The 17,367-nt window shown below is 62.1% G+C and carries 18 protein-coding genes and 1 pseudogene; all 19 read left to right on the top strand.

The genetic code is table 11. The annotated features are described in order from the left end of the window. Positions 1–17 precede the first annotated feature (17 nt). The 19 genes and pseudogenes from NVV94_RS26295 (at position 18) to NVV94_RS26380 (ending at position 17,335) form a co-directional block, all read left to right on the top strand. Positions 18–794 (top strand): ABC transporter permease, encoded by a 777-nt coding sequence (locus NVV94_RS26295; protein ID WP_258445177.1) that lies wholly within the window; start codon positions 18–20, stop codon positions 792–794. Further along, positions 791–1,558 (top strand): SDR family oxidoreductase, encoded by a 768-nt coding sequence (locus NVV94_RS26300; protein ID WP_408733438.1) that lies wholly within the window; start codon positions 791–793, stop codon positions 1,556–1,558. The genes NVV94_RS26295 and NVV94_RS26300 overlap by 4 nt, the downstream gene beginning before the upstream one ends. Positions 1,559–1,571: 13 nt before the next feature. After that, the gene (locus tag NVV94_RS26305) at positions 1,572–2,111 is read left to right on the top strand and encodes a cupin domain-containing protein (RefSeq protein WP_258445178.1); all 540 of its coding nucleotides are present in this window, start codon (positions 1,572–1,574) and stop codon (positions 2,109–2,111) included. 4 nt (positions 2,112–2,115) lie between these two features. Then, positions 2,116–2,997 carry an alpha/beta fold hydrolase gene (locus NVV94_RS26310; protein ID WP_258445179.1) on the top strand — a complete coding sequence of 294 codons (882 nt, stop codon included), beginning with the start codon at positions 2,116–2,118 and terminating at the stop codon, positions 2,995–2,997. Beyond that, positions 2,994–3,821, top strand: coding sequence for an IclR family transcriptional regulator (locus NVV94_RS26315; protein ID WP_258445180.1), 828 nt, complete (start codon positions 2,994–2,996; stop codon positions 3,819–3,821). The genes NVV94_RS26310 and NVV94_RS26315 overlap by 4 nt, the downstream gene beginning before the upstream one ends. Before the next feature lies 1 nt (position 3,822). Then, positions 3,823–4,620: an SDR family oxidoreductase gene (locus NVV94_RS26320; RefSeq protein WP_258445181.1), complete on the top strand. Its 798-nt coding sequence runs from the start codon at positions 3,823–3,825 to the stop codon at positions 4,618–4,620. Next, positions 4,613–6,295 (top strand): thiamine pyrophosphate-binding protein, encoded by a 1,683-nt coding sequence (locus tag NVV94_RS26325; protein ID WP_258445182.1) that lies wholly within the window; start codon positions 4,613–4,615, stop codon positions 6,293–6,295. Before NVV94_RS26320 ends, NVV94_RS26325 begins: the two co-directional genes overlap by 8 nt. A gap of 10 nt (positions 6,296–6,305) precedes the next feature. Next, positions 6,306–7,109 (top strand): aspartate dehydrogenase, encoded by an 804-nt coding sequence (locus NVV94_RS26330; RefSeq protein WP_258445183.1) that lies wholly within the window; start codon positions 6,306–6,308, stop codon positions 7,107–7,109. Positions 7,110–7,118: 9 nt separating this feature from the next. Then, complete coding sequence (locus NVV94_RS26335) at positions 7,119–8,615, top strand: aldehyde dehydrogenase (RefSeq protein ID WP_258445184.1); 1,497 nt, start codon at positions 7,119–7,121, stop codon at positions 8,613–8,615. Beyond that, complete coding sequence (locus NVV94_RS26340) at positions 8,612–9,577, top strand: VOC family protein (protein ID WP_258445185.1); 966 nt, start codon at positions 8,612–8,614, stop codon at positions 9,575–9,577. The genes NVV94_RS26335 and NVV94_RS26340 overlap by 4 nt, the downstream gene beginning before the upstream one ends. 3 nt (positions 9,578–9,580) lie before the next feature. Then, the gene (locus NVV94_RS26345; protein ID WP_258445186.1) at positions 9,581–9,898 is read left to right on the top strand and encodes a hypothetical protein; all 318 of its coding nucleotides are present in this window, start codon (positions 9,581–9,583) and stop codon (positions 9,896–9,898) included. A gap of 1 nt (position 9,899) precedes the next feature. Continuing rightward, entirely contained in the window at positions 9,900–10,127 is a 228-nt protein-coding gene (locus NVV94_RS26350; RefSeq protein ID WP_258445187.1) for a recombinase-like helix-turn-helix domain-containing protein, read from the top strand. Between the two features lie 20 nt (positions 10,128–10,147). Further along, entirely contained in the window at positions 10,148–11,182 is a 1,035-nt protein-coding gene (locus tag NVV94_RS26355) for an aromatic ring-hydroxylating dioxygenase subunit alpha (protein ID WP_258445188.1), read from the top strand. Continuing rightward, positions 11,179–11,616, top strand: a complete 438-nt coding sequence (locus tag NVV94_RS26360) for a Rid family hydrolase (RefSeq protein WP_258445189.1) — start codon at positions 11,179–11,181, stop codon at positions 11,614–11,616. Before NVV94_RS26355 ends, NVV94_RS26360 begins: the two co-directional genes overlap by 4 nt. Before the next feature lie 3 nt (positions 11,617–11,619). Beyond that, positions 11,620–12,579, top strand: a complete 960-nt coding sequence (locus tag NVV94_RS26365; protein WP_258445190.1) for a PDR/VanB family oxidoreductase — start codon at positions 11,620–11,622, stop codon at positions 12,577–12,579. A gap of 456 nt (positions 12,580–13,035) precedes the next feature. Next, positions 13,036–14,265, top strand: a complete 1,230-nt coding sequence (locus tag NVV94_RS26370; RefSeq protein WP_258445191.1) for a hypothetical protein — start codon at positions 13,036–13,038, stop codon at positions 14,263–14,265. Positions 14,266–14,451: 186 nt separating this feature from the next. Beyond that, positions 14,452–15,345: pseudogene (locus tag NVV94_RS27055) on the top strand (methyl-accepting chemotaxis protein); the annotation flags it as partial. Positions 15,346–15,561: 216 nt separating this feature from the next. Then, positions 15,562–16,278: a methyl-accepting chemotaxis protein gene (locus NVV94_RS27060; protein ID WP_408733531.1), complete on the top strand. Its 717-nt coding sequence runs from the start codon at positions 15,562–15,564 to the stop codon at positions 16,276–16,278. Positions 16,279–16,342: 64 nt separating this feature from the next. Next, the gene (locus NVV94_RS26380; protein ID WP_258445193.1) at positions 16,343–17,335 is read left to right on the top strand and encodes an asparaginase; all 993 of its coding nucleotides are present in this window, start codon (positions 16,343–16,345) and stop codon (positions 17,333–17,335) included. The last annotated feature ends 32 nt before the right edge of the window (positions 17,336–17,367 follow it).

The raw sequence follows: 17,367 nt of genomic DNA on the forward strand, positions 1-17,367 counted from the left end.
AACAAGGTACTGACACGATGAAAAGCCTGAATAACTCCATGCTCGGCAGCATGGCCCTGCTGATCCTGTTTCTGCTGCTCTGGCAATGGGGCCCCGGCCTGCTCGGCATGCCCGAGTTCGTCATGCCGCAACTGACCCGCGTCGCCGAAGAAAGCGTGGTGATGTGGCAATCGAGTGGCCTGCTCCAGCACACCCTGATCACCGCCTTCGAAATTATCGTCGGCTTTGGTCTCGGCGCCTTGCTGGGCGTAGTCATCGGCGTGTCGCTGGGCCTCTCGCCTTCGGCCGAAGCCATTCTCTCGCCTTACATCCTGGCGCTGCAGATCGCACCGAAGGTCGCCTTCGCCCCGCTGTTCGTGATGTGGCTGGGCTACACCATCTACCCGAAGATCCTCATTGCCATCCTGATCGTGTTCTTCCCGGTAATGATCAACGTGCTCTCGGCGATCCGTACCGTGGACCCGGACATGATCAACCTGGTCCGCACCATGAACGCCAGCCGCTGGCAGATCTTCCGCCTGGTGGAACTCCCTTCGGCCATGGCCGCGCTGTTCTCCGGCCTGCGTATCGCGTCGACCCTCGCCGTGATCGGCGTCACCGTTGGCGAATTGGTCGGCGGCAACCAGGGCCTGGGCTTCCTGCTGGTCGATTCCGAAGGTCAGGGCAATACCGCCGGGGTCTTCGTCGCCATCGTCATGCTCACCTTGATCGGCGTGTTGGCCTACGGCGCGGTGGTCTGGGCCGAGAAACGCGTCCTGCACTACATGCCCAAAGCCATGCTGAGTACCCAATGATGAGCCACTTCAATCGTCTCCTCGAAGGCCGTCGCGTGCTGGTGACCGGTGGCGCCCGCGGCCTGGGCCATGCATTCGCCCAGGCCCTTGGCCAGGCCGGTGCCCGGGTGGTGATCGCCGACATACTGGACGAGCGTGTACAAACGACCGCCGCCGAACTGGCCGCACAAGGCCTGGATGTCAGCGGTATCGCCCTGGACCTGGGCAACCCCGACGCCATCAGCGCCTGCGTTGCCGAAGCGGTCGAGCGCCTGGGCGGGCTCGACGGGCTGGTCAACAACGCTTCGATCACCAACTCCGGCGGCAAGACCTGCGAAGAGCTGGACATCGACACCTGGGACCAGGTCATGCAAGTCAACGTGCGCGGCACCTGGCTGATGACCCGCGCTTGTCTGCCGGCACTGCGCGCCAGCGGCAAGGGCGCGGTCGTCAACCTGGCCTCGGACACACCGCTGTGGGGCGCGCCAAACCTGCTGGCCTACGTCGCCAGCAAGGGCGCGATCATCGCCATGACCCGCAGCCTGGCCCGCGAACTGGGCAGCGACAACATCACGGTCAACGCGATCGCACCGGGCCTGGTCCTGGTCGAGGCGACAGCCTACGTACCCGAGGCGCGCCATCGCCTGTACACCGAACAACGGGCGATTCAACGCCCGCAACTTCCCGAGGACGTCAGCGGAGCGGTGGTGTTCGCCCTCTCTGACTTGGCCCGATTCATCACTGGACAAACCTTGCCGGTCAACGGCGGGTTCGTCATGCCTTGATCTGGAGACAGCCATGACTGATTTATCTGCACAGCAAGACACCCCGAAAAGCTGGGAACGGCCCGCCGGCAGCAGCCTCGAAGGCTGGATGCAAACCCGTATCGCCCGTTACGAAACGCGCAAATACGACTGGAACGCGTTGAAATTCCAGGCCGACTACGACCCGAAATTCCGCCGCGCGCAAATGCGCTACATCGGCACCGGTGGTACCGGCGTGAGCACCGACATGAACACTATCCCGTCGGAGAACTTCACCTTTTCGACCATGGTCATCCCGGCCGGCCACGAAGGACCACCGCACTTGCATACCGACGTCGAAGAAGTTTTCTTCGTCCTGCGCGGCAAGCTCAAGGTGATCATCGAGAAGGATGGCGAGCGTTTTGAAACCATCCTCACCGACCGTGACGTGATTTCCGTGCCGCCAGGGGTGTACCGCGAAGAGATCAACATCGGCGACGAAGATGCGCTGATGTGCGTGATGCTGGGCGCCAAGAAGCCTGTGACCCCGACCTACCCGCCAGAGCACCCCCTGGCTTCGATCAAGCGCGGATAAGCCCATGCAGCCTGCCATCTTCAACCACGATCCTGCGCCCACGGCCAAACTCGAGGCGCTGCTCGACAGCCAGTTTGCCCAGCGCGAACTGGCAGTGGACGACGGCCGTCTGGCTATCCGTGAAGTCGGAACCGGCCCGGCCATCGTGCTGCTGCACGGGATCGGCTCGGGCGCGGCGTCATGGTTGCAGGTGGCTTTGGCGCTGAGCCAGGACGCCCGGGTGATCGCCTGGGATGCACCTGGCTATGGCGACTCCACGCCACTGGCCCATCCCGCACCTTCGGCCATGGATTACGCCGGGCGCCTGCTGCATATGCTCGACGCGCTGGGCATCGAAACCTGTGTGCTGGTCGGCCATTCGCTCGGCGCCCTGACGGCGACGGCATTGGCCAGCAGCCAGCCGCATCGCGTCAGCCGGCTGGTGTTGATCAGCCCGGCCCGTGGCTATGGCGACCCTGCGCGAGAAACCCAGCGCCAGCAGGTGCGCGCCAAGCGCCTGCAAACCCTGGAGTGCCTGGGCATCGCGCAAATGGCCCATGAACGTTGCGCCCATATGCTCTCCAGCCGCGCCAGCAGCAGTGCCCTGGCCTGGGTGCAGTGGAACATGTCGCGGCTCAATCCTGCTGGTTATCGCCAGGCCATCGAGCTGCTCTGCGGCGATGACCTGCTACGCCATGCACCGCTGTCAGTGCCTTGCGAAGTGCACTGTGGCGAAGCGGACGCGATTACCGCCCCTGAAGCCTGCCATGGCCTGGCCAAGTCACTGGCGGCGAGCTTCAGCCTGATTCCCGATGCCGGGCATGCCAGCCCCATCGAACAACCCATTGTGGTGGCTGGGCGCCTGGCCCATGCCCTCAAAGAATCCCTGACAGGTAGCGCGCTATGAATGATTCGGATCTGTTGAAAGACACTCAGGACAAATACATCGTGCCGGGCCTGGAGCGCGGCCTGCTGTTGCTTTGCGAGTTCAGCCGGCAAAACCGCACACTGACCGCCCCCGAACTGGCGCGGCGCCTGGAGCTGCCGCGCTCGACCATTTTCCGCTTGCTGACCACCCTGGAAACCATGGGTTTCGTCACCCGCAGCGGCAATGAGTACCGGCTGGGCATGTCCGTGTTGCGCCTGGGCTTCGAATACCTCGCCTCGCTGGAGCTGACCGAACTGGGCCAGCCATTGTTGGCGCGCCTGTGCGACCGCCTCAACTACCCGAGCAACCTGGTGGTGCGCGATGGCCGCTCGATCGTCTATGTGGCCAAGGTCTCGCCGCCCTCGGTGTTTTCCAGCGCCGTCAATGTCGGCACGCGCCTGCCCGCCCATGCCACCGTGCTGGGCAGGATTCTGCTCGAGGACCTGACGCTGGCCGAACTGCGCGACTTGTACCCCGAAGATCACCTGGAACAGTACTCGCCGTGCACACCGAAAACCGTGCTCGAGCTGTTCGACCTGGTGCAGGGCGACCGTCAACGCGGCTTCGTCAGCGGTGAAGGGTTCTTCGAGTCGGCCATCTCTACCGTAGCGGCGCCGGTACGCGATCACACCAGCCGGATCGTCGCCGCTCTGGGCGTGACCATCCCCACCGTGCAGATCGGCCATGTGAACTTCGAAGAGCTGCTCTCGCAGGTGCGCCGCAGCGCCGACGAATTGTCGCGCCTGCTCAACTACACCCCCAACGTCGGCCACAACCGCGTCACTGCGTTGATGAGGGATTGAGATGAACTTCTATCAACTTCAGGGCAGCACCGCCATCGTCACCGGCGGTTCTTCCGGGATCGGCCTGGCCTGTGTCGAGTTGCTGCTCGAGGCAGGTGCCGCCGTGGCCTTCTGCGGTCGCGACAGTGATCGCCTGCGCAGCGCCGAAGCGCGCCTGCGTGAACGTTTTCCGCAGGCACGCATGCTAGCCCAGGTCTGCGATGTGCTCGACCAGGCCTCCGTCGACGCTTTCGCCCAAGCCAGCCTGAGCACGCTCGGCCCTGCCCGCGTCCTGATCAATAACGCAGGTCAAGGTCGCGTCTCGACCTTCGCCGACACCACCGACGCGGCCTGGACCGAAGAACTCCAATTGAAGTTCTTCTCGGTGATCTACCCGGTGCGCGCCTTCATGGCACAGCTGCAAAGCCAGCCGGGCGCGGCCATCGTCTGCGTCAACTCGCTATTGGCCAGCCAGCCGGAGCCGCACATGGTCGCCACGTCGGCCGCCCGCGCCGGGCTCAAGAACCTGGTGCGCTCGATGGCCACCGAATTTGCCGCCAAGGATATCCGGGTCAACGGCATTCTCATCGGCCTGGTCGAGTCCGGCCAATGGCGCCGGCGCTTCGAGGCCCGTGAAGAACGCGACCTCGACTGGTCGCAATGGACCGCGCAACTGGCGCAACGCAAGCACATTCCCCTGGGTCGCCTGGGCCTGCCGATTGAAGCGGCTCGCGCAATCCTGTTTCTGGCTTCGCCTCTGTCGGCTTACACCACAGGCAGCCATATCGATGTTTCTGGAGGCCTGTCCCGCCATGCGTAACGAAAACACTGTCACCGTTGGCGCTGCCATCACCGCGTTTCTTGAGCAATGCGAAGTCAAGGCTGCCTTCGGCGTGATTTCCATTCACAACATGCCGATCCTCGACGCCTTCGCCGTACGCGGCAATATCCGCTTCGTCATGGCCCGCGGTGAAGCCGGTGCCACCAATATGGCCGATGCCTACGCTCGCACCACCGGTGGCCTGGGCGTGTGCCTGACCTCCACCGGCACTGCTGCCGGTAACGCTGCCGGCGCCATGGTCGAAGCATTGACCGCCGGTACGCCGTTGCTGCACATCACCGGCCAGATCGAAACGCCTTATCTGGATCAGGACTTCGCCTACATTCACGAAGCCCGCGATCAACTGACCATGCTCAAGGCCGTGTCCAAGGCAGCATTCCGGGTGCGCAGCGTGGAAACCGCGCTGAGCACCATGAAGCTCGCAGTTCAAACCGCACTGACGGCACCGACCGGGCCGGTGAGCGTGGAAATTCCAATTGACATCCAGTCCACCTTCATCCCGATGCCTACCGACCTGTCGCCGCTGCCGGTACCTGTCGCGGTGCCGGCACCCGAGGCGCTCGACCTGGTCGCTGAACGCCTGGCCGGGGCCAAGCGCCCCTTGCTGTGGCTCGGTGGCGGTGCACGTCATGCCGGCCCTCAGGTCAAGCGGCTACTGGAGATGGGTGTAGGCGTGATCACCTCGACTCAAGGTCGTGGCGTGGTCAATGAAGACGATGAACGCTGCCTCGGCGCGTTTTCGCAGAACAAACTGGTCGAAGGCTTCCTGCAAACCTGCGATGCCCTGGTCGTTGCCGGCTCGCGCCTGCGCAGCAACGAGACCTTCAAATATGCCCTGAAACTGCCGCGCACCACCTTGCGCATCGACGCCAACCCGGCGATCGAAGGCCGCAGCTATTCCAGCGAGCTGTTCATCTGCGGTGACGCTGCCCTGGCCCTTGAGGGGCTGGCCGACCGACTTGAAGGCCGCCTGCAAACCGACCCGAACTTTCTCACGGAGCTGAAGGATGTTCGCGAAAAATCCCGCAAGCAATTGATCGCCGACCTTGGCCCTTACTCGGCGATGGTCGAGCAGCTGCAGGCACTCACCGGCCGCGATTTCTCCTGGGTCCGCGACGTGACGCTGTCCAACAGTATCTGGGGCAACCGCCTGCTCAATCTTTACCACCCGCGTTCCGGGGTTCATGCACTGGGCGGCGGTATCGGCCAAGGCCTGGCAATGGGCATCGGTGCGGCAGTGGCTGCCGCTGAAACCGCGCCGCAGCGCAAGGTCTTCGCCCTCGCTGGCGATGGCGGCTTCATCCTCAACCTGGGTGAGCTGGCGACCCTGGTCCAGGAAAAGGCCAATGTCGTGATCCTGCTGATGAACGACCAACGCTACGGCGTGATCCGCAACATCCAGGACGCCATCTATGGCGCCCGGCATGCCTATGTAGAGCTGCATACACCGGACTATACCCAGCTCGCCGAGTCCATGGGCCTGCGTCACGGCCTGGTCAGCGACTTGAAGGATTTCGGTCGTGTGCTCGATGGCGCCTTGAGCGAAGCCGGGCCGTTCCTGCTGGAGGTCGACATGCTCAGCGTCGGTGGCTTTGCCACCCAGTTCGCCGGCCCGCCCAACAGCGAAACCAAAGCTCAGAAAGCCACTGCCTGAGGACTGCGCCATGTTGCATATCACCATGATCGGCTGCGGTGCCATTGGCGTCGGCGTGCTCGAACTGCTGGAGAAAGACCCGCAGCTTTGCGTTGACCACGTCATCGCCTCGGCCGGGTCCGAGGACCTGGTCCGGCAGCGCCTGTCCAGTTTCAGGCAGCCACCCCAGGTGCTGACCGCGTTGCCGGCCGATGCCCATCCCGACCTGTTGGTCGAATGCGCCGGCCACCGCGCCATCGAAGAGCATGTATTGCCCGCGTTGGAGCGTGGCATCGCCTGCCTGATCGTTTCGGTCGGCGCGCTTTCGGAGGTTGGCCTGGTCGAGCGCCTGGAGGCGGCCGCCGCACGCGGCAACACCCACATCGAACTGTTGCCCGGCGCCATCGGTGGTATCGATGCGCTGTCGGCAGCCAAGGTCGGCGGCCTCGACGCCGTGAATTATATCGGCCGCAAGCCGGCACGGGCCTGGAAGAACACTCCGGGCGAACTGGTCTGCGATCTGGATGCCATCACCGAAGCCACGGTGATTTTCCAGGGCAGCGCCCGTGAAGCCGCACGCCTGTATCCGAAGAACGCCAATGTCGCCGCGACCCTGTCATTGGCCGGCCTGGGCCTGGACCGTACCCAGGTCACGCTGATCGCCGACCCGTTGAGCGACGAGAACGTCCATCAGTTCGAGGCACGTGGTGCGTTCGGCGGCTTTGAGTTGAGCTTGCGTGGCAAGCCGCTGCAGGCCAACCCGAAAACCTCGGCCCTGACCGTCTACAGCGTGGTCCGTGCCTTGGGCAACCACGCTCACGCCATTTCAATCTAGGGGCAGCCGATGAATCTCGAACAGACTTTACCCCTGTGTATTGCCGGCACTTGGCGGCTGGGCCGTGGCGAGCGTTACGCCACGCGCTACCCCGCCAGCGGCGAACCGGTGGCCTGGCTCAATTCCGCCAGCCTCGAAGATGTCGAAGACGCCGTGCAAGGTGCCCATCACGCTTTCCTGCACAGCGGCTGGGCACAGCGCAAACCGCATGAGCGGGCCAGCGTCCTGTACCGCATTGCCGAGCTGATCCGCGAGCGCAGCGAAGAGTTGGCGCAACTGCAACGCCAGGACAACGGCAAACCGATCGGCGAAACCCGTGCACTGGTTGCCAGCGCCGCCGGCACCTTCCAGTTCTTCGCCGCAGCCTGCGAAACACTGGAAGAAACCATCACCCCGTCGCGCGGTGATTTCGTGACCATGAGCGTCTACGAACCCATGGGTGTGGTCGCGGCCATTACACCGTGGAACTCACCTATAGCCAGCGAAGCGCAGAAAGTGGCTCCGGCCCTGGCGGCAGGCAACGCGGTGGTGATCAAGCCGGCGGAAATCACCCCGCTGATGGCCCTGCAACTGGCCCGGATCTGCGAAGACGCGGGCTTGCCGCGTGGCCTGCTCAGTGTATTGCCGGGCAAAGGCTCGGTACTTGGCGACGCCCTGACCCAGCACCCGCTGATCAAGCGCGTGTCGTTCACCGGTGGCACCAAAACCGGCAAGCACATCGCCCACATCGCCGCCGACAAGATGATGCCGGTGTCGCTGGAACTGGGTGGCAAATCGCCGACCATCGTATTGGACGACGCCGACCTGGACCATGCCGTGGCCGGCGTGCTCTACGGCATCTTCAGCTCCTCCGGCGAAGCCTGCATTGCTGGTTCACGCCTGTTTGTCGCCCGTGCACTGTACGAGCCCTTCATGGAACGGCTGGTGGCCGGCGCCGCGCAACTGCGCCTGGGCGACCCGGCCGACGAGCACACCCAGATGGGCCCGCTGATCAGTGCCGGCCATCGCGAGTCGGTGGAGCGCTACGTCGCACTCGGCCTCGCCGAAGGCGGTCGCCTGCGTCTGGGTGGCCAACGTCCGAGCGGTGGCATTTTCGACCAGGGCTACTTCTACCCACCGACCATCATCGAAGGCCTGAGCAACCACCAGCAAACCTGCCAGGAAGAAATCTTCGGGCCCGTGCTGGTAGCCATGCCCTTCGACGACGAAGCCGAACTGATCGAACAGGCCAATGACAGCCTGTACGCCCTCGCCGCAGGGATCTGGAGCCGTGATTACAAGCGCGCCTGGGCCCTGGGCCGGAAGATCCAGGCTGGCACGGTCTGGATCAACACCTACAAGCAGTTCTCGATTTCCACACCGTTCGGTGGCTGGCGCGACAGCGGCCTGGGCCGTGAAAAAGGCCGGCTGGGCATCCTGCAGTACATGGAACAGAAGAGCCTCTACTGGGGCATGAATGAACAACCACTGGCCTGGGCCAGCGGGCATCGGGAGGTAGCGCCATGAGCGTTCTAGGCATTGATGAAGTCACCTACGGCGTTGAAGACCTGGACACCTGTGCCCGCTTCTTCAGCGACTGGGGCCTGAGCAAGATCAGCGAGCAGGCCGACGAGGTGATCTTCGAAACCCTCAACGGCTGCCGCGTAGTGCTGGCCGACCTGAACAAAGCCGGCCTGCCGCCGGCCATCGAGCCCGGCTCGACCGTGCGTGAGGTGGTCTGGGGCGTCGAAAGCGAAGCCGATCTGAAGCTTTACAGCGAGCGTATCGCCAACGACCCCGGCTTCGTTGAAGTCGACGGCCGCATTGGCTGCACCGATCCGAACGGCCTGGCGATTCGTCTGCAAGTCACTCGCAAGCGCCCGCTGGACATCGAGTGCAGCGGCCATAACACCTGGCAGACCAAGGGCCGTATCAACAAGCCGGCCCCGGTCTATGAACGTGCCACGCCGATCGAAGTCGGCCACGTGGTGTTCTTCGTCAAGGATGTGAATGCCTGCGAGGCCTTCTATCACGAACGCTTCGGCTTCCAGGCCTCGGACCGCTATCCGGATCGCGGCGCCTTTCTGCGCACCGCCGAAGAAGGCGGCCACCATGATCTGTTCATGCTGCAACTGCCCGCACCACGTGCCGGCCTCAACCATGTCGCCTTCACCGTACGCGATGTGCATGAGGTGTTCGGCGGCGGCATGCACGTTTCCCGCTGCGGCTGGGCCACGGAGATCGGCCCGGGGCGCCATCCGGTGTCTTCGGCGTTCTTCTGGTACTTCAAGAATCCGGCCGGCGGGCTGGTCGAGTACTACGCCGACGAAGACCAATTGACCGGCGAGTGGCAACCCCGTGAATTCGAACCGGGCCCCACGGTGTTTGCCGAGTGGGCGATTGCCGGCGGGATCGATGGCAATACCCGTCGCCAGCAAAATGTCGAAGCACCGCAAGGCAAGTTCCTCACTGACAAACCCAAGGGTTAGGCCATGAGCGAATCGATGCTGCTGACGGTCGTGCTCAAGCATGACCAGTCGAAGAACCTGGAGGACATCCAGGCCCACATGAAAAAAATGGGCTGGTGGGAGAGCTTTCCGCTGCAAGGCGTCGAGGTGGTGTCCTGGACCGTGGCCATGGGCCTGGGCCAGATCGTCACCCTGCGCCTGCCGCCGAGCCTGCTGGCCAAGGTCAATGTTGAACTGGAGCGCTCCGCCTGGGGCGTGTTCCGCACCGAATGCTACCCGACTTACGACTTTGTCCCGGTCCGCGAAATGATCCGCGAACGGGTCCGCAATGGAGGTCAATGATATGAGCGACACCGAGCGTTTTCTGGAACCACATCAGGCTCGCAAGCGGCCCAACACCCAGTTCGAAGAGTTGCTCGGCGACTCCATCGAGCGGGCCTACGGCAATGGCATCACCGAGTTGCCCGCGTTGCTTGCACACCTGAATCTCGTGGGCCCGCCCTGCCCGCTGACCACCGGAGAGTGGACCGAAGATTCCTACAAAACCCTGATGGCTCGGCTGGGCGAATGACCCGCCGGAGGTAGAAGAATATGATTACGCAAGTCACCGTCGACCCTGTTGAGAACCACCTTGCCAATGGCCTGAAGAACCTCTGGTTCCCGGTCCTGCCTTCGGACCTGCTCAGCGACAAACCGGTCTCGATCCGCCGCCTGGGCTACAAGATCGCCCTGTGGCGCGACAACGACGGCAGTGTCCACGCCCTCGAAGACCACTGCCCGCACCGCGGCGCGCCACTGTCCCAGGGGCCGGTACTGGGCGACCGCCTGCAGTGCCCTTATCACGGCGTGGAAGTACGCTGCGACGGCACCGTGACCAAGGTTCCCGGCAGCCCGGGTTGCAAGCTCGAAGGTAGCCGTCCGACCCGCATGTTCCATACCCGTGAGGCCGCCGGCGCGATCTTCCTGTACAACGCCGCCGACCCGCACCTGGACACCCCGCCGGAGCTGGTCCTCCCAGAACAGCTGACCTCGCCCGAATGGAGCAGTTTCGTCTGCTACACCGAGTGGAAAGGCGACTACCGCTATGTGCTCGACAACGTCATGGACCCGATGCACGGCACCTACCTGCACAAGATGTCGCACTCCATGAGCGAGGGCGAAGCCACCGCCAGGTTCGTCACCCGTGACACCGACAACGGTTTCTTCTTCGAGAAGGAAGGCCAGCGTGGCGTGAACTTCGACTGGACCGAGTTCCTCGACAACGGTTGCCACTGGCTGCGCCTGGAAATCCCCTATCCGAAAACCGGTGGCCCTGGAGGCAACTTCACCATCATCGGCAGCTACACCCCCAGCAGCCGCTCGTTGTCAGCAGTGTTCCACTGGCGTTGCCGCCCATTGACCGGCTGGCAACGCGATACCTGGCGCTTCCTCTACAAGAACCGCCTTGAAGCGCGTCACTGGGCAGTGCTGGAACAGGACCGGGTGCTGCTCGAGTTCATGGAACCCGATGCCAACCAGCGTGAGAACCTTTACCAGCACGACTTGGGCGTGGTGCGCCTGCGCCGTTACCTCAAAGGCAAGGCGAAAGAACAGCTGGAACTGATCGACGCGAAGCAGCTTCCATGAATACCGTCGTACAGCGAATCAAGGCACCCACCTTGACCGAACTGGCGACGGCCAGCTGGTCGAACGCGTTGCTGATCGGTAACGACGTGGTGATGTCCGGCATGACCGGGCATCCCGCCACTCGCCAGGCCGCTGAAGCGGGTGCGCCGCTGGACGCCTATGCCCAGACGCTCGTGGTTCTGAACAAGGCCCGGGCGCTGGTCGAAGCTGCCGGCGGGCACATAGGCAACATCTACCGGCTTACGGTGTATGTCACCCGCATTGCCGACAAGGATGAAGTGGGTCGCGCACGTCGCGACTTCTTCGAAGGTTTCGCTATTTACCCTACCTCCACCCTGGTTGAAGTGAGCGCGCTGGTGTTCCCTGAACTGGTGGTGGAAATCGAAGCCAGCGCCCGGCTCGATCTTGACTTGCGCACTGCGCAGACGAGGTGATCCATGTCCAATTCCTCCACCATCACCGCGCTGGTGCATACCCTGCGCTACGAAGCCGAAGGCATTATCAGTGTCGAACTGCGGCCCTATGGCGACACGGTGTTCGCGCCGTTCGAAGCCGGTTCGCATATCGACCTGCATTTGCCCAACGGGCTGGTTCGCAGCTATTCGCTGCTCAATTCGCCGAGCGACCAGGGCCGTTACGTAGTGGGTATCCTGCGTGATCGCAACAGCCGTGGCGGCTCGGAATACGTGCACGGGCAACTGCGCGTCGGCATTCAACTGTCGATCTCGCAACCGCGCAATAACTTCCATCTCGACCTCAATGCCAAACATAGCGTGCTGGTAGCCGGTGGCATCGGCATCACGCCGATCTACTGCATGTTCCGCCAACTGCTGGCCCTGGGCAGGTCCGCCGAGTTGATCTACTGCGCTCGCTCGCGCAAGGAAGCCGCGTTGCTGGAGCAGCTCAGCGGGTTGGATGCCAAGGTGGTGTATCACTTCAACGACGAGAAAGGCCTGGCGCCGGATCTGGCCACCTACCTGGCCGACCAGCCAGGCGATACTCACTTTTACTGCTGCGGGCCGACGCCGATGCTCGACGCTTTCGAAAGCACCTGCGAAAGCCTGGGCTATCCGCATGCGCACATCGAACGCTTCACCGCTGCCGAGCTGCCACCTTCGGAGGATGCACAGAGCAGTTATAGCGTCGAGTTGAGGAAGTCCGGCAAGACCCTGTCGGTCGAGCCTGGCTTGAACCTGCTCGATGTCCTGCTCGAAGCCGGCTGCGACATTGAGTACAGCTGCCGCGAAGGCGTCTGCGGTTCTTGCGAAACCAAAGTGGTCGATGGCGATATCGACCACCGCGACGGCGTACTGACCAAGGCCGAACGTGCCGCCAATAAATCAATGATGGTCTGCGTATCCGGTTGCAAGAGTCGCCGACTGGTACTTGATATATAACTTCCGCTCGTATTTACGCGCATGATTGGCCGACATTGATGTCGGCCTTTTTTATATTCGACAGTTAATTTAAAAGCCTGCTAATTATTTATCGGTGAAACACGACGAATGCTCCGGCAACGCCCGCTGTGCAATAACGACGCACGACGAGTGTGCAAGATTGTTACCTTCAGTCAGCGACGTTTCACGGACGGTACAAGCTCACCCGTTTCAAATATAAATAATTGTTTTATATGGGATTTATTAACAAAATCTCAATACAACAAGCCTGGCACAGTTTCTGCTAATTCAATAGTGCGTTCACACGCAAGACAGTGTGTTACCTATAAAACAATAACGCCAACTATCCATTCAAAGCAGCGGCACCTGATGCAACCCCGTTAATTGCCCGGTTTGAGGCGAACGGACAAGTGTTGCCGATTGCTTTTACCGTTTAACGCAGCAGGGGTGTTCTAGATGAAGAAGTACGTCGTATGCCTGGGTCTGATGGTCAGTAGTTGCACCAGCTTCGCCTCTGAACCAGGCCCCGCTGCACCGGACCAGCCGGCCGTCAGTAAAAAACCCCTTCCGCATATCGCCTTGCGCAGTGACGATGGCCAGAGCGCCCTGGATATCGGCGGTGCACTGCGCATGAATTACCGCGACGAACATTGGGACACCACCGAGAACAATGGCCGGTTCCTGTTCGATACCTTCCGCCTGGATGTACAGGCCAGCCACAAGAGCCTGTTCAGCGATGTCGGCTACTGGTTTCAGGATGACGGCAAACATGCAATCGACCGTGGCTTTGTCGGCTATCGCTTCAACAGCAACTCGAACCTGCAACTGGGTGCTCCGTTCAAACCCTTCGGCCTGGAACCTTATCCACAGTTCGGCTGGAGTTACCACATTCCCTTCTTCATGGGCTATGGCGTCAGCGCCGGCAGCGGCCTGAAGTACAGCTACAAAGACAAGGACTGGGACCTCCAGCTGGGCTACTTCCCGCGCATGCTGCCCTCGGACATTCGCTACTCGCCTGAGGTCGGTCGCTTCGCCGACCTCAAGGACAACGCCATCGCGTTCACCCAGTCGCGCCAGGACAACGAAAAGCGCAACCAGGTCAATGCCCGCGTCGCTCGGACCTTCGTCGGTGATGGCTGGAAGACCGAAATCGGCGCTTCATTGGCTGCAGCCGAGCTGTACAACGCCACCACCAAGGATGACGGCGACTATTGGGCCGGTGGTATTCATGCGGTGATCAATGCCGGCCCCTGGACCGTGACCACCCAGGGCATCCGCTACGAATACGATCCGAAAAACCCGGCAGGGGTCAGCGATGATTCGGTGCTGATGGGTGGCAACGGCCTGACGCCGGCCTTCCTGATCGCCTCCAAGGCCACTATTGCCTCGCTCAACGTCGGCTACGACATCTTCACGCCAAGCCTTGGCCAGTTGAAGAAGATAAAAGTTTACAACGACTACAGCCGGATGATGAAAGACAAGAGCGGCTGGGACGACTCGCAGATGTTCACCGTCGGTGCACAGTTCCTCGCCATGCCGATCATGGCCTGGGTCGACTTCACCTGGGCGAAAAACGCCAACCCCTTCGGCGGTGCCGAGAATGGTACCGGGTGGACCAGCACATCCTCGGTCGGCAGCAACGATTGGTACTACCGGACCAACATCAACATTGGCTACTACTTCTAAATCCCTACCTGAATCCGAACCGCCCGGCACCTGCCGGGCGTTTTGCCGAGGATGTGTCAGATGTATGCATGGGTTGCCCGCCGACTGGGCGATTTGTCTCTGAGCAAGAAAATGTCACTGGGCTTTGGTCTCGTCCTGGCCTTGACCGTCCTGATATCGGCGGCGGGGCTCTTCAGCATCGACGCGATGGTCCGTAACAGCGACGAGCTGCTGCTGAGCGGGCAGCTCAACGAAAAGTTCATCCAGAGCCGGGTCGAGCGACAGAACTACAGCATTGGCCTCGACACAAACGCGACCCAGCCAGTCGAAGCGGGTATCGATGGCATTATCGGCCTGACTCGCCAACTCAAGGCCTTGCTTGGCGATGCGGACAGCCAGCAACGCCTTGAGGAAATCGAACAGGCCACCCTGCGCTACCGCCAGGCCTTCAGCGAATGGGTGAGCGCTCGTCTTGCCCGCGATGAAGCCCGCTTGCAAGGTATCCGCGCCGGAGAAGCAGGCCTGAGCAGCTTCGATCACCTCAACCGGCAGTACTTTACCGAGCTGGAACAGACCTACGACCTGCATGCGATGCTCGACCAGATTGGCGACGTAGCGTCCCTGCGCTCGCAGTTCATGCAGCTTCGTTTGCTTGCGCTCAATTACACCCGCCTGGAAACCGAGGACGCGGCCCAAGCGGTATTCAAGGGGCTGGCCCAGGTCCGCAGCAATACGCAGAAGCTCCAGGGCCAACTGCCGGACCTGAGCAGTAAAACCCTTGATGACACGCTCAAGGCTTTGTACGCCTTCGAAACCGCCCTGAAGAGGGTCCACGCTACCACCCAACGCATGGCCCAGGCGCAACAGACCATCGTCGCCAGCGCCGAACGCATGCAAAGCCTCAACCAACGACTGCACGAAACACACCTGGCCTTGCGTAACAGCATCGCTGCCAGCGTTACCCGGCAATTGTTGCTGGTCACCGCTCTGGCCATCGTGTGTGGCTTGCTGTTGGCATGGTGCATGACCCTGGCCACTGTCCGGCCGTTGCGCGAAACCTTGAAACTGGCCAAACGGATTGCCGACGGCGACCTGAGCCAGGACCTTGCCAGCGATCGCCACGACGAGATCGGGCAACTGCAGCAGGCCATGCACGTGATGAACATCAACCTGCGCCAGCTGGTTGGACGCATCGGCCAAGGCATCGAGCAGATCGCCAGCGCCGCCGAACAGTTATCCACAGCCACGGAACAGACCCGTATCCGCGCCCTCAATCAGCAACAGGAAACCGCCCAGGTCGCCACGGCGATTCACCAGATGAGCTCGACCGTGCAGGAGGTTGCGCAAAATGCCGAACAGGCTGCCGAATCGGCACAACTCGCCGAGCGCGAATCCGGCCAGGGACGCCATGTTGTCGCGCAAGCGGTGAGCAGTATCGAGAGCATGGCCAGTGAAGCGTCCACCACCGCTCAGGTCATGGCCGACCTGCAACAGGAAAGCCGGCAGATCGGCAGCATGCTCGAAGTCATCCAGTCGATCGCCCAGCAGACCAATCTGCTGGCCTTGAATGCAGCCATCGAAGCGGCTCGCGCCGGTGAGGCCGGCCGCGGTTTCGCCGTGGTTGCCGACGAGGTTCGCGCCCTGGCGCAGCGCACGCAGAACTCCACCAGCGATATCGAAAGCCTGATCGCCAACCTCCAGGATAAAGCCGAAAAAGCGGCCGACAGCCTGCACCAAAGCCACACTCGCACCCACCATAGCGTCGATCTGGCCCATGATGCCGGGAGTGCACTCGATGGCATCAGCCGGGCTGTGAGCTCTATCCAGGCCATGAATCTGCAAATCGCCGCGGCCACTGAACAACAAAGCGCTGCGGTGGAGGAAATCAATCGCGGCGTCATCAACGTCTGTGAGGATGCCCGGCACAGCGCCCTGGCCAGCGAACAGATCGCCGCCTCCAGCAGTGATCTGGCGCGTCTGGGGCAAGAGCTCAAAGACTTGATCGGTCACTTTCGAGTCTCGGGCTCACGCTGACGGTCCCGACTGTTATCCTGTTGTTGGCGCGTACCGAACCGCCGCAGATCAAGGAGAAGGGGCAATGACCCGCGTCACATCGCAACCTGCCAGACACATCATGGTGCTCTACACCGGCGGCACCATCGGCATGCAGGCCAGCGCCAGCGGCCTGGCACCAGCTTCAGGGTTTGAACAACGGATGCGCGAGCAATTCGCAGGGCAGCAGCTGCCGCAATGGCGCTTTCACGAGCTGCTGCCGCTGATCGACAGCGCCAACATGACCCCCCTCTACTGGCAACGCCTGCGCGAAGCGGTCATCCAAGCCATCGACGAGGGGTGCGACGCGGTACTGGTTCTGCATGGCACCGACTCCCTGGCCTACAGTGCGGCGGCCATGAGCTTCCAGTTGCTGGGGCTCAAAGCACCGGTGGTGTTCACCGGCTCCATGTTGCCCGCCGGGGTGCCTGACAGCGATGCCTGGGAGAACGTCAATGGTGCGTTGCAGGCATTGACCGAAGGCCTGGCAAATGGCGTGCACCTGTTCTTTCACGGCGAAATGCTGATGCCCACCCGCTGTGCAAAAATTCGCAGCTTTGGCCGTCATCCGTTTGCAGCGCTGAACCGCAAAGGCGGTGCAGCGTCGGCGCAAAACCTGCCGCCATCGCTCGATTACCGTCTGACAAAACGCTTGGCCGACGTTGCCGTGCTGCCATTGGTCCCGGGGTTTGGCGCGCAGCCACTCGAAGCCGTCATCGACAGCGGTATTCAGGCGTTGGTGCTGGAGTGCTTCGGCAGTGGCACCGGGCCTTGTGACAATCCGGAATTCCTGGCGGCCTTGAAAAAGGCCCAGGATCGCGGCGTGATTGTGGTGGCTATTACTCAGTGCCATGAAGGTGGGGTTGAGTTGGATATCTATGAGGCGGGGAGCCGCTTGCGTGAAGTCGGGGTGCTTTCCGGTGGTGGCATGACGCGTGAGGCGGCGTTTGGGAAGTTGCATGCGTTGCTGGGTGCAGGTTTGGCTCAGGATGAGATTCGCCGGCTGGTGGAGCTGGATCTTTGCGGGGAGTTACGCTGAACCTTTGGGCCTCATCGCGGGCAGCGCTCGCA

It is taken from the genome of Pseudomonas sp. LS1212, assembly GCF_024741815.1.
Lineage (GTDB): Bacteria > Pseudomonadota > Gammaproteobacteria > Pseudomonadales > Pseudomonadaceae > Aquipseudomonas.

What these genes read in the sequence shown, in the direction of transcription:
- NVV94_RS26295 (WP_258445177.1), top strand. Translation starts at nt 18, where the DNA reads ATGAAAAGCCTGAATAACTCCATGCTCGGCAGCATGGCCCTGCTGATC.
- NVV94_RS26300 (WP_408733438.1), top strand. Translation starts at nt 791, where the DNA reads ATGATGAGCCACTTCAATCGTCTCCTCGAAGGCCGTCGCGTGCTGGTG.
- NVV94_RS26305 (WP_258445178.1), top strand. Translation starts at nt 1,572, where the DNA reads ATGACTGATTTATCTGCACAGCAAGACACCCCGAAAAGCTGGGAACGG.
- NVV94_RS26310 (WP_258445179.1), top strand. Translation starts at nt 2,116, where the DNA reads ATGCAGCCTGCCATCTTCAACCACGATCCTGCGCCCACGGCCAAACTC.
- NVV94_RS26315 (WP_258445180.1), top strand. Translation starts at nt 2,994, where the DNA reads ATGAATGATTCGGATCTGTTGAAAGACACTCAGGACAAATACATCGTG.
- NVV94_RS26320 (WP_258445181.1), top strand. Translation starts at nt 3,823, where the DNA reads ATGAACTTCTATCAACTTCAGGGCAGCACCGCCATCGTCACCGGCGGT.
- NVV94_RS26325 (WP_258445182.1), top strand. Translation starts at nt 4,613, where the DNA reads ATGCGTAACGAAAACACTGTCACCGTTGGCGCTGCCATCACCGCGTTT.
- NVV94_RS26330 (WP_258445183.1), top strand. Translation starts at nt 6,306, where the DNA reads ATGTTGCATATCACCATGATCGGCTGCGGTGCCATTGGCGTCGGCGTG.
- NVV94_RS26335 (WP_258445184.1), top strand. Translation starts at nt 7,119, where the DNA reads ATGAATCTCGAACAGACTTTACCCCTGTGTATTGCCGGCACTTGGCGG.
- NVV94_RS26340 (WP_258445185.1), top strand. Translation starts at nt 8,612, where the DNA reads ATGAGCGTTCTAGGCATTGATGAAGTCACCTACGGCGTTGAAGACCTG.
- NVV94_RS26345 (WP_258445186.1), top strand. Translation starts at nt 9,581, where the DNA reads ATGAGCGAATCGATGCTGCTGACGGTCGTGCTCAAGCATGACCAGTCG.
- NVV94_RS26350 (WP_258445187.1), top strand. Translation starts at nt 9,900, where the DNA reads ATGAGCGACACCGAGCGTTTTCTGGAACCACATCAGGCTCGCAAGCGG.
- NVV94_RS26355 (WP_258445188.1), top strand. Translation starts at nt 10,148, where the DNA reads ATGATTACGCAAGTCACCGTCGACCCTGTTGAGAACCACCTTGCCAAT.
- NVV94_RS26360 (WP_258445189.1), top strand. Translation starts at nt 11,179, where the DNA reads ATGAATACCGTCGTACAGCGAATCAAGGCACCCACCTTGACCGAACTG.
- NVV94_RS26365 (WP_258445190.1), top strand. Translation starts at nt 11,620, where the DNA reads ATGTCCAATTCCTCCACCATCACCGCGCTGGTGCATACCCTGCGCTAC.
- NVV94_RS26370 (WP_258445191.1), top strand. Translation starts at nt 13,036, where the DNA reads ATGAAGAAGTACGTCGTATGCCTGGGTCTGATGGTCAGTAGTTGCACC.
- NVV94_RS27060 (WP_408733531.1), top strand. Translation starts at nt 15,562, where the DNA reads ATGAGCTCGACCGTGCAGGAGGTTGCGCAAAATGCCGAACAGGCTGCC.
- NVV94_RS26380 (WP_258445193.1), top strand. Translation starts at nt 16,343, where the DNA reads ATGACCCGCGTCACATCGCAACCTGCCAGACACATCATGGTGCTCTAC.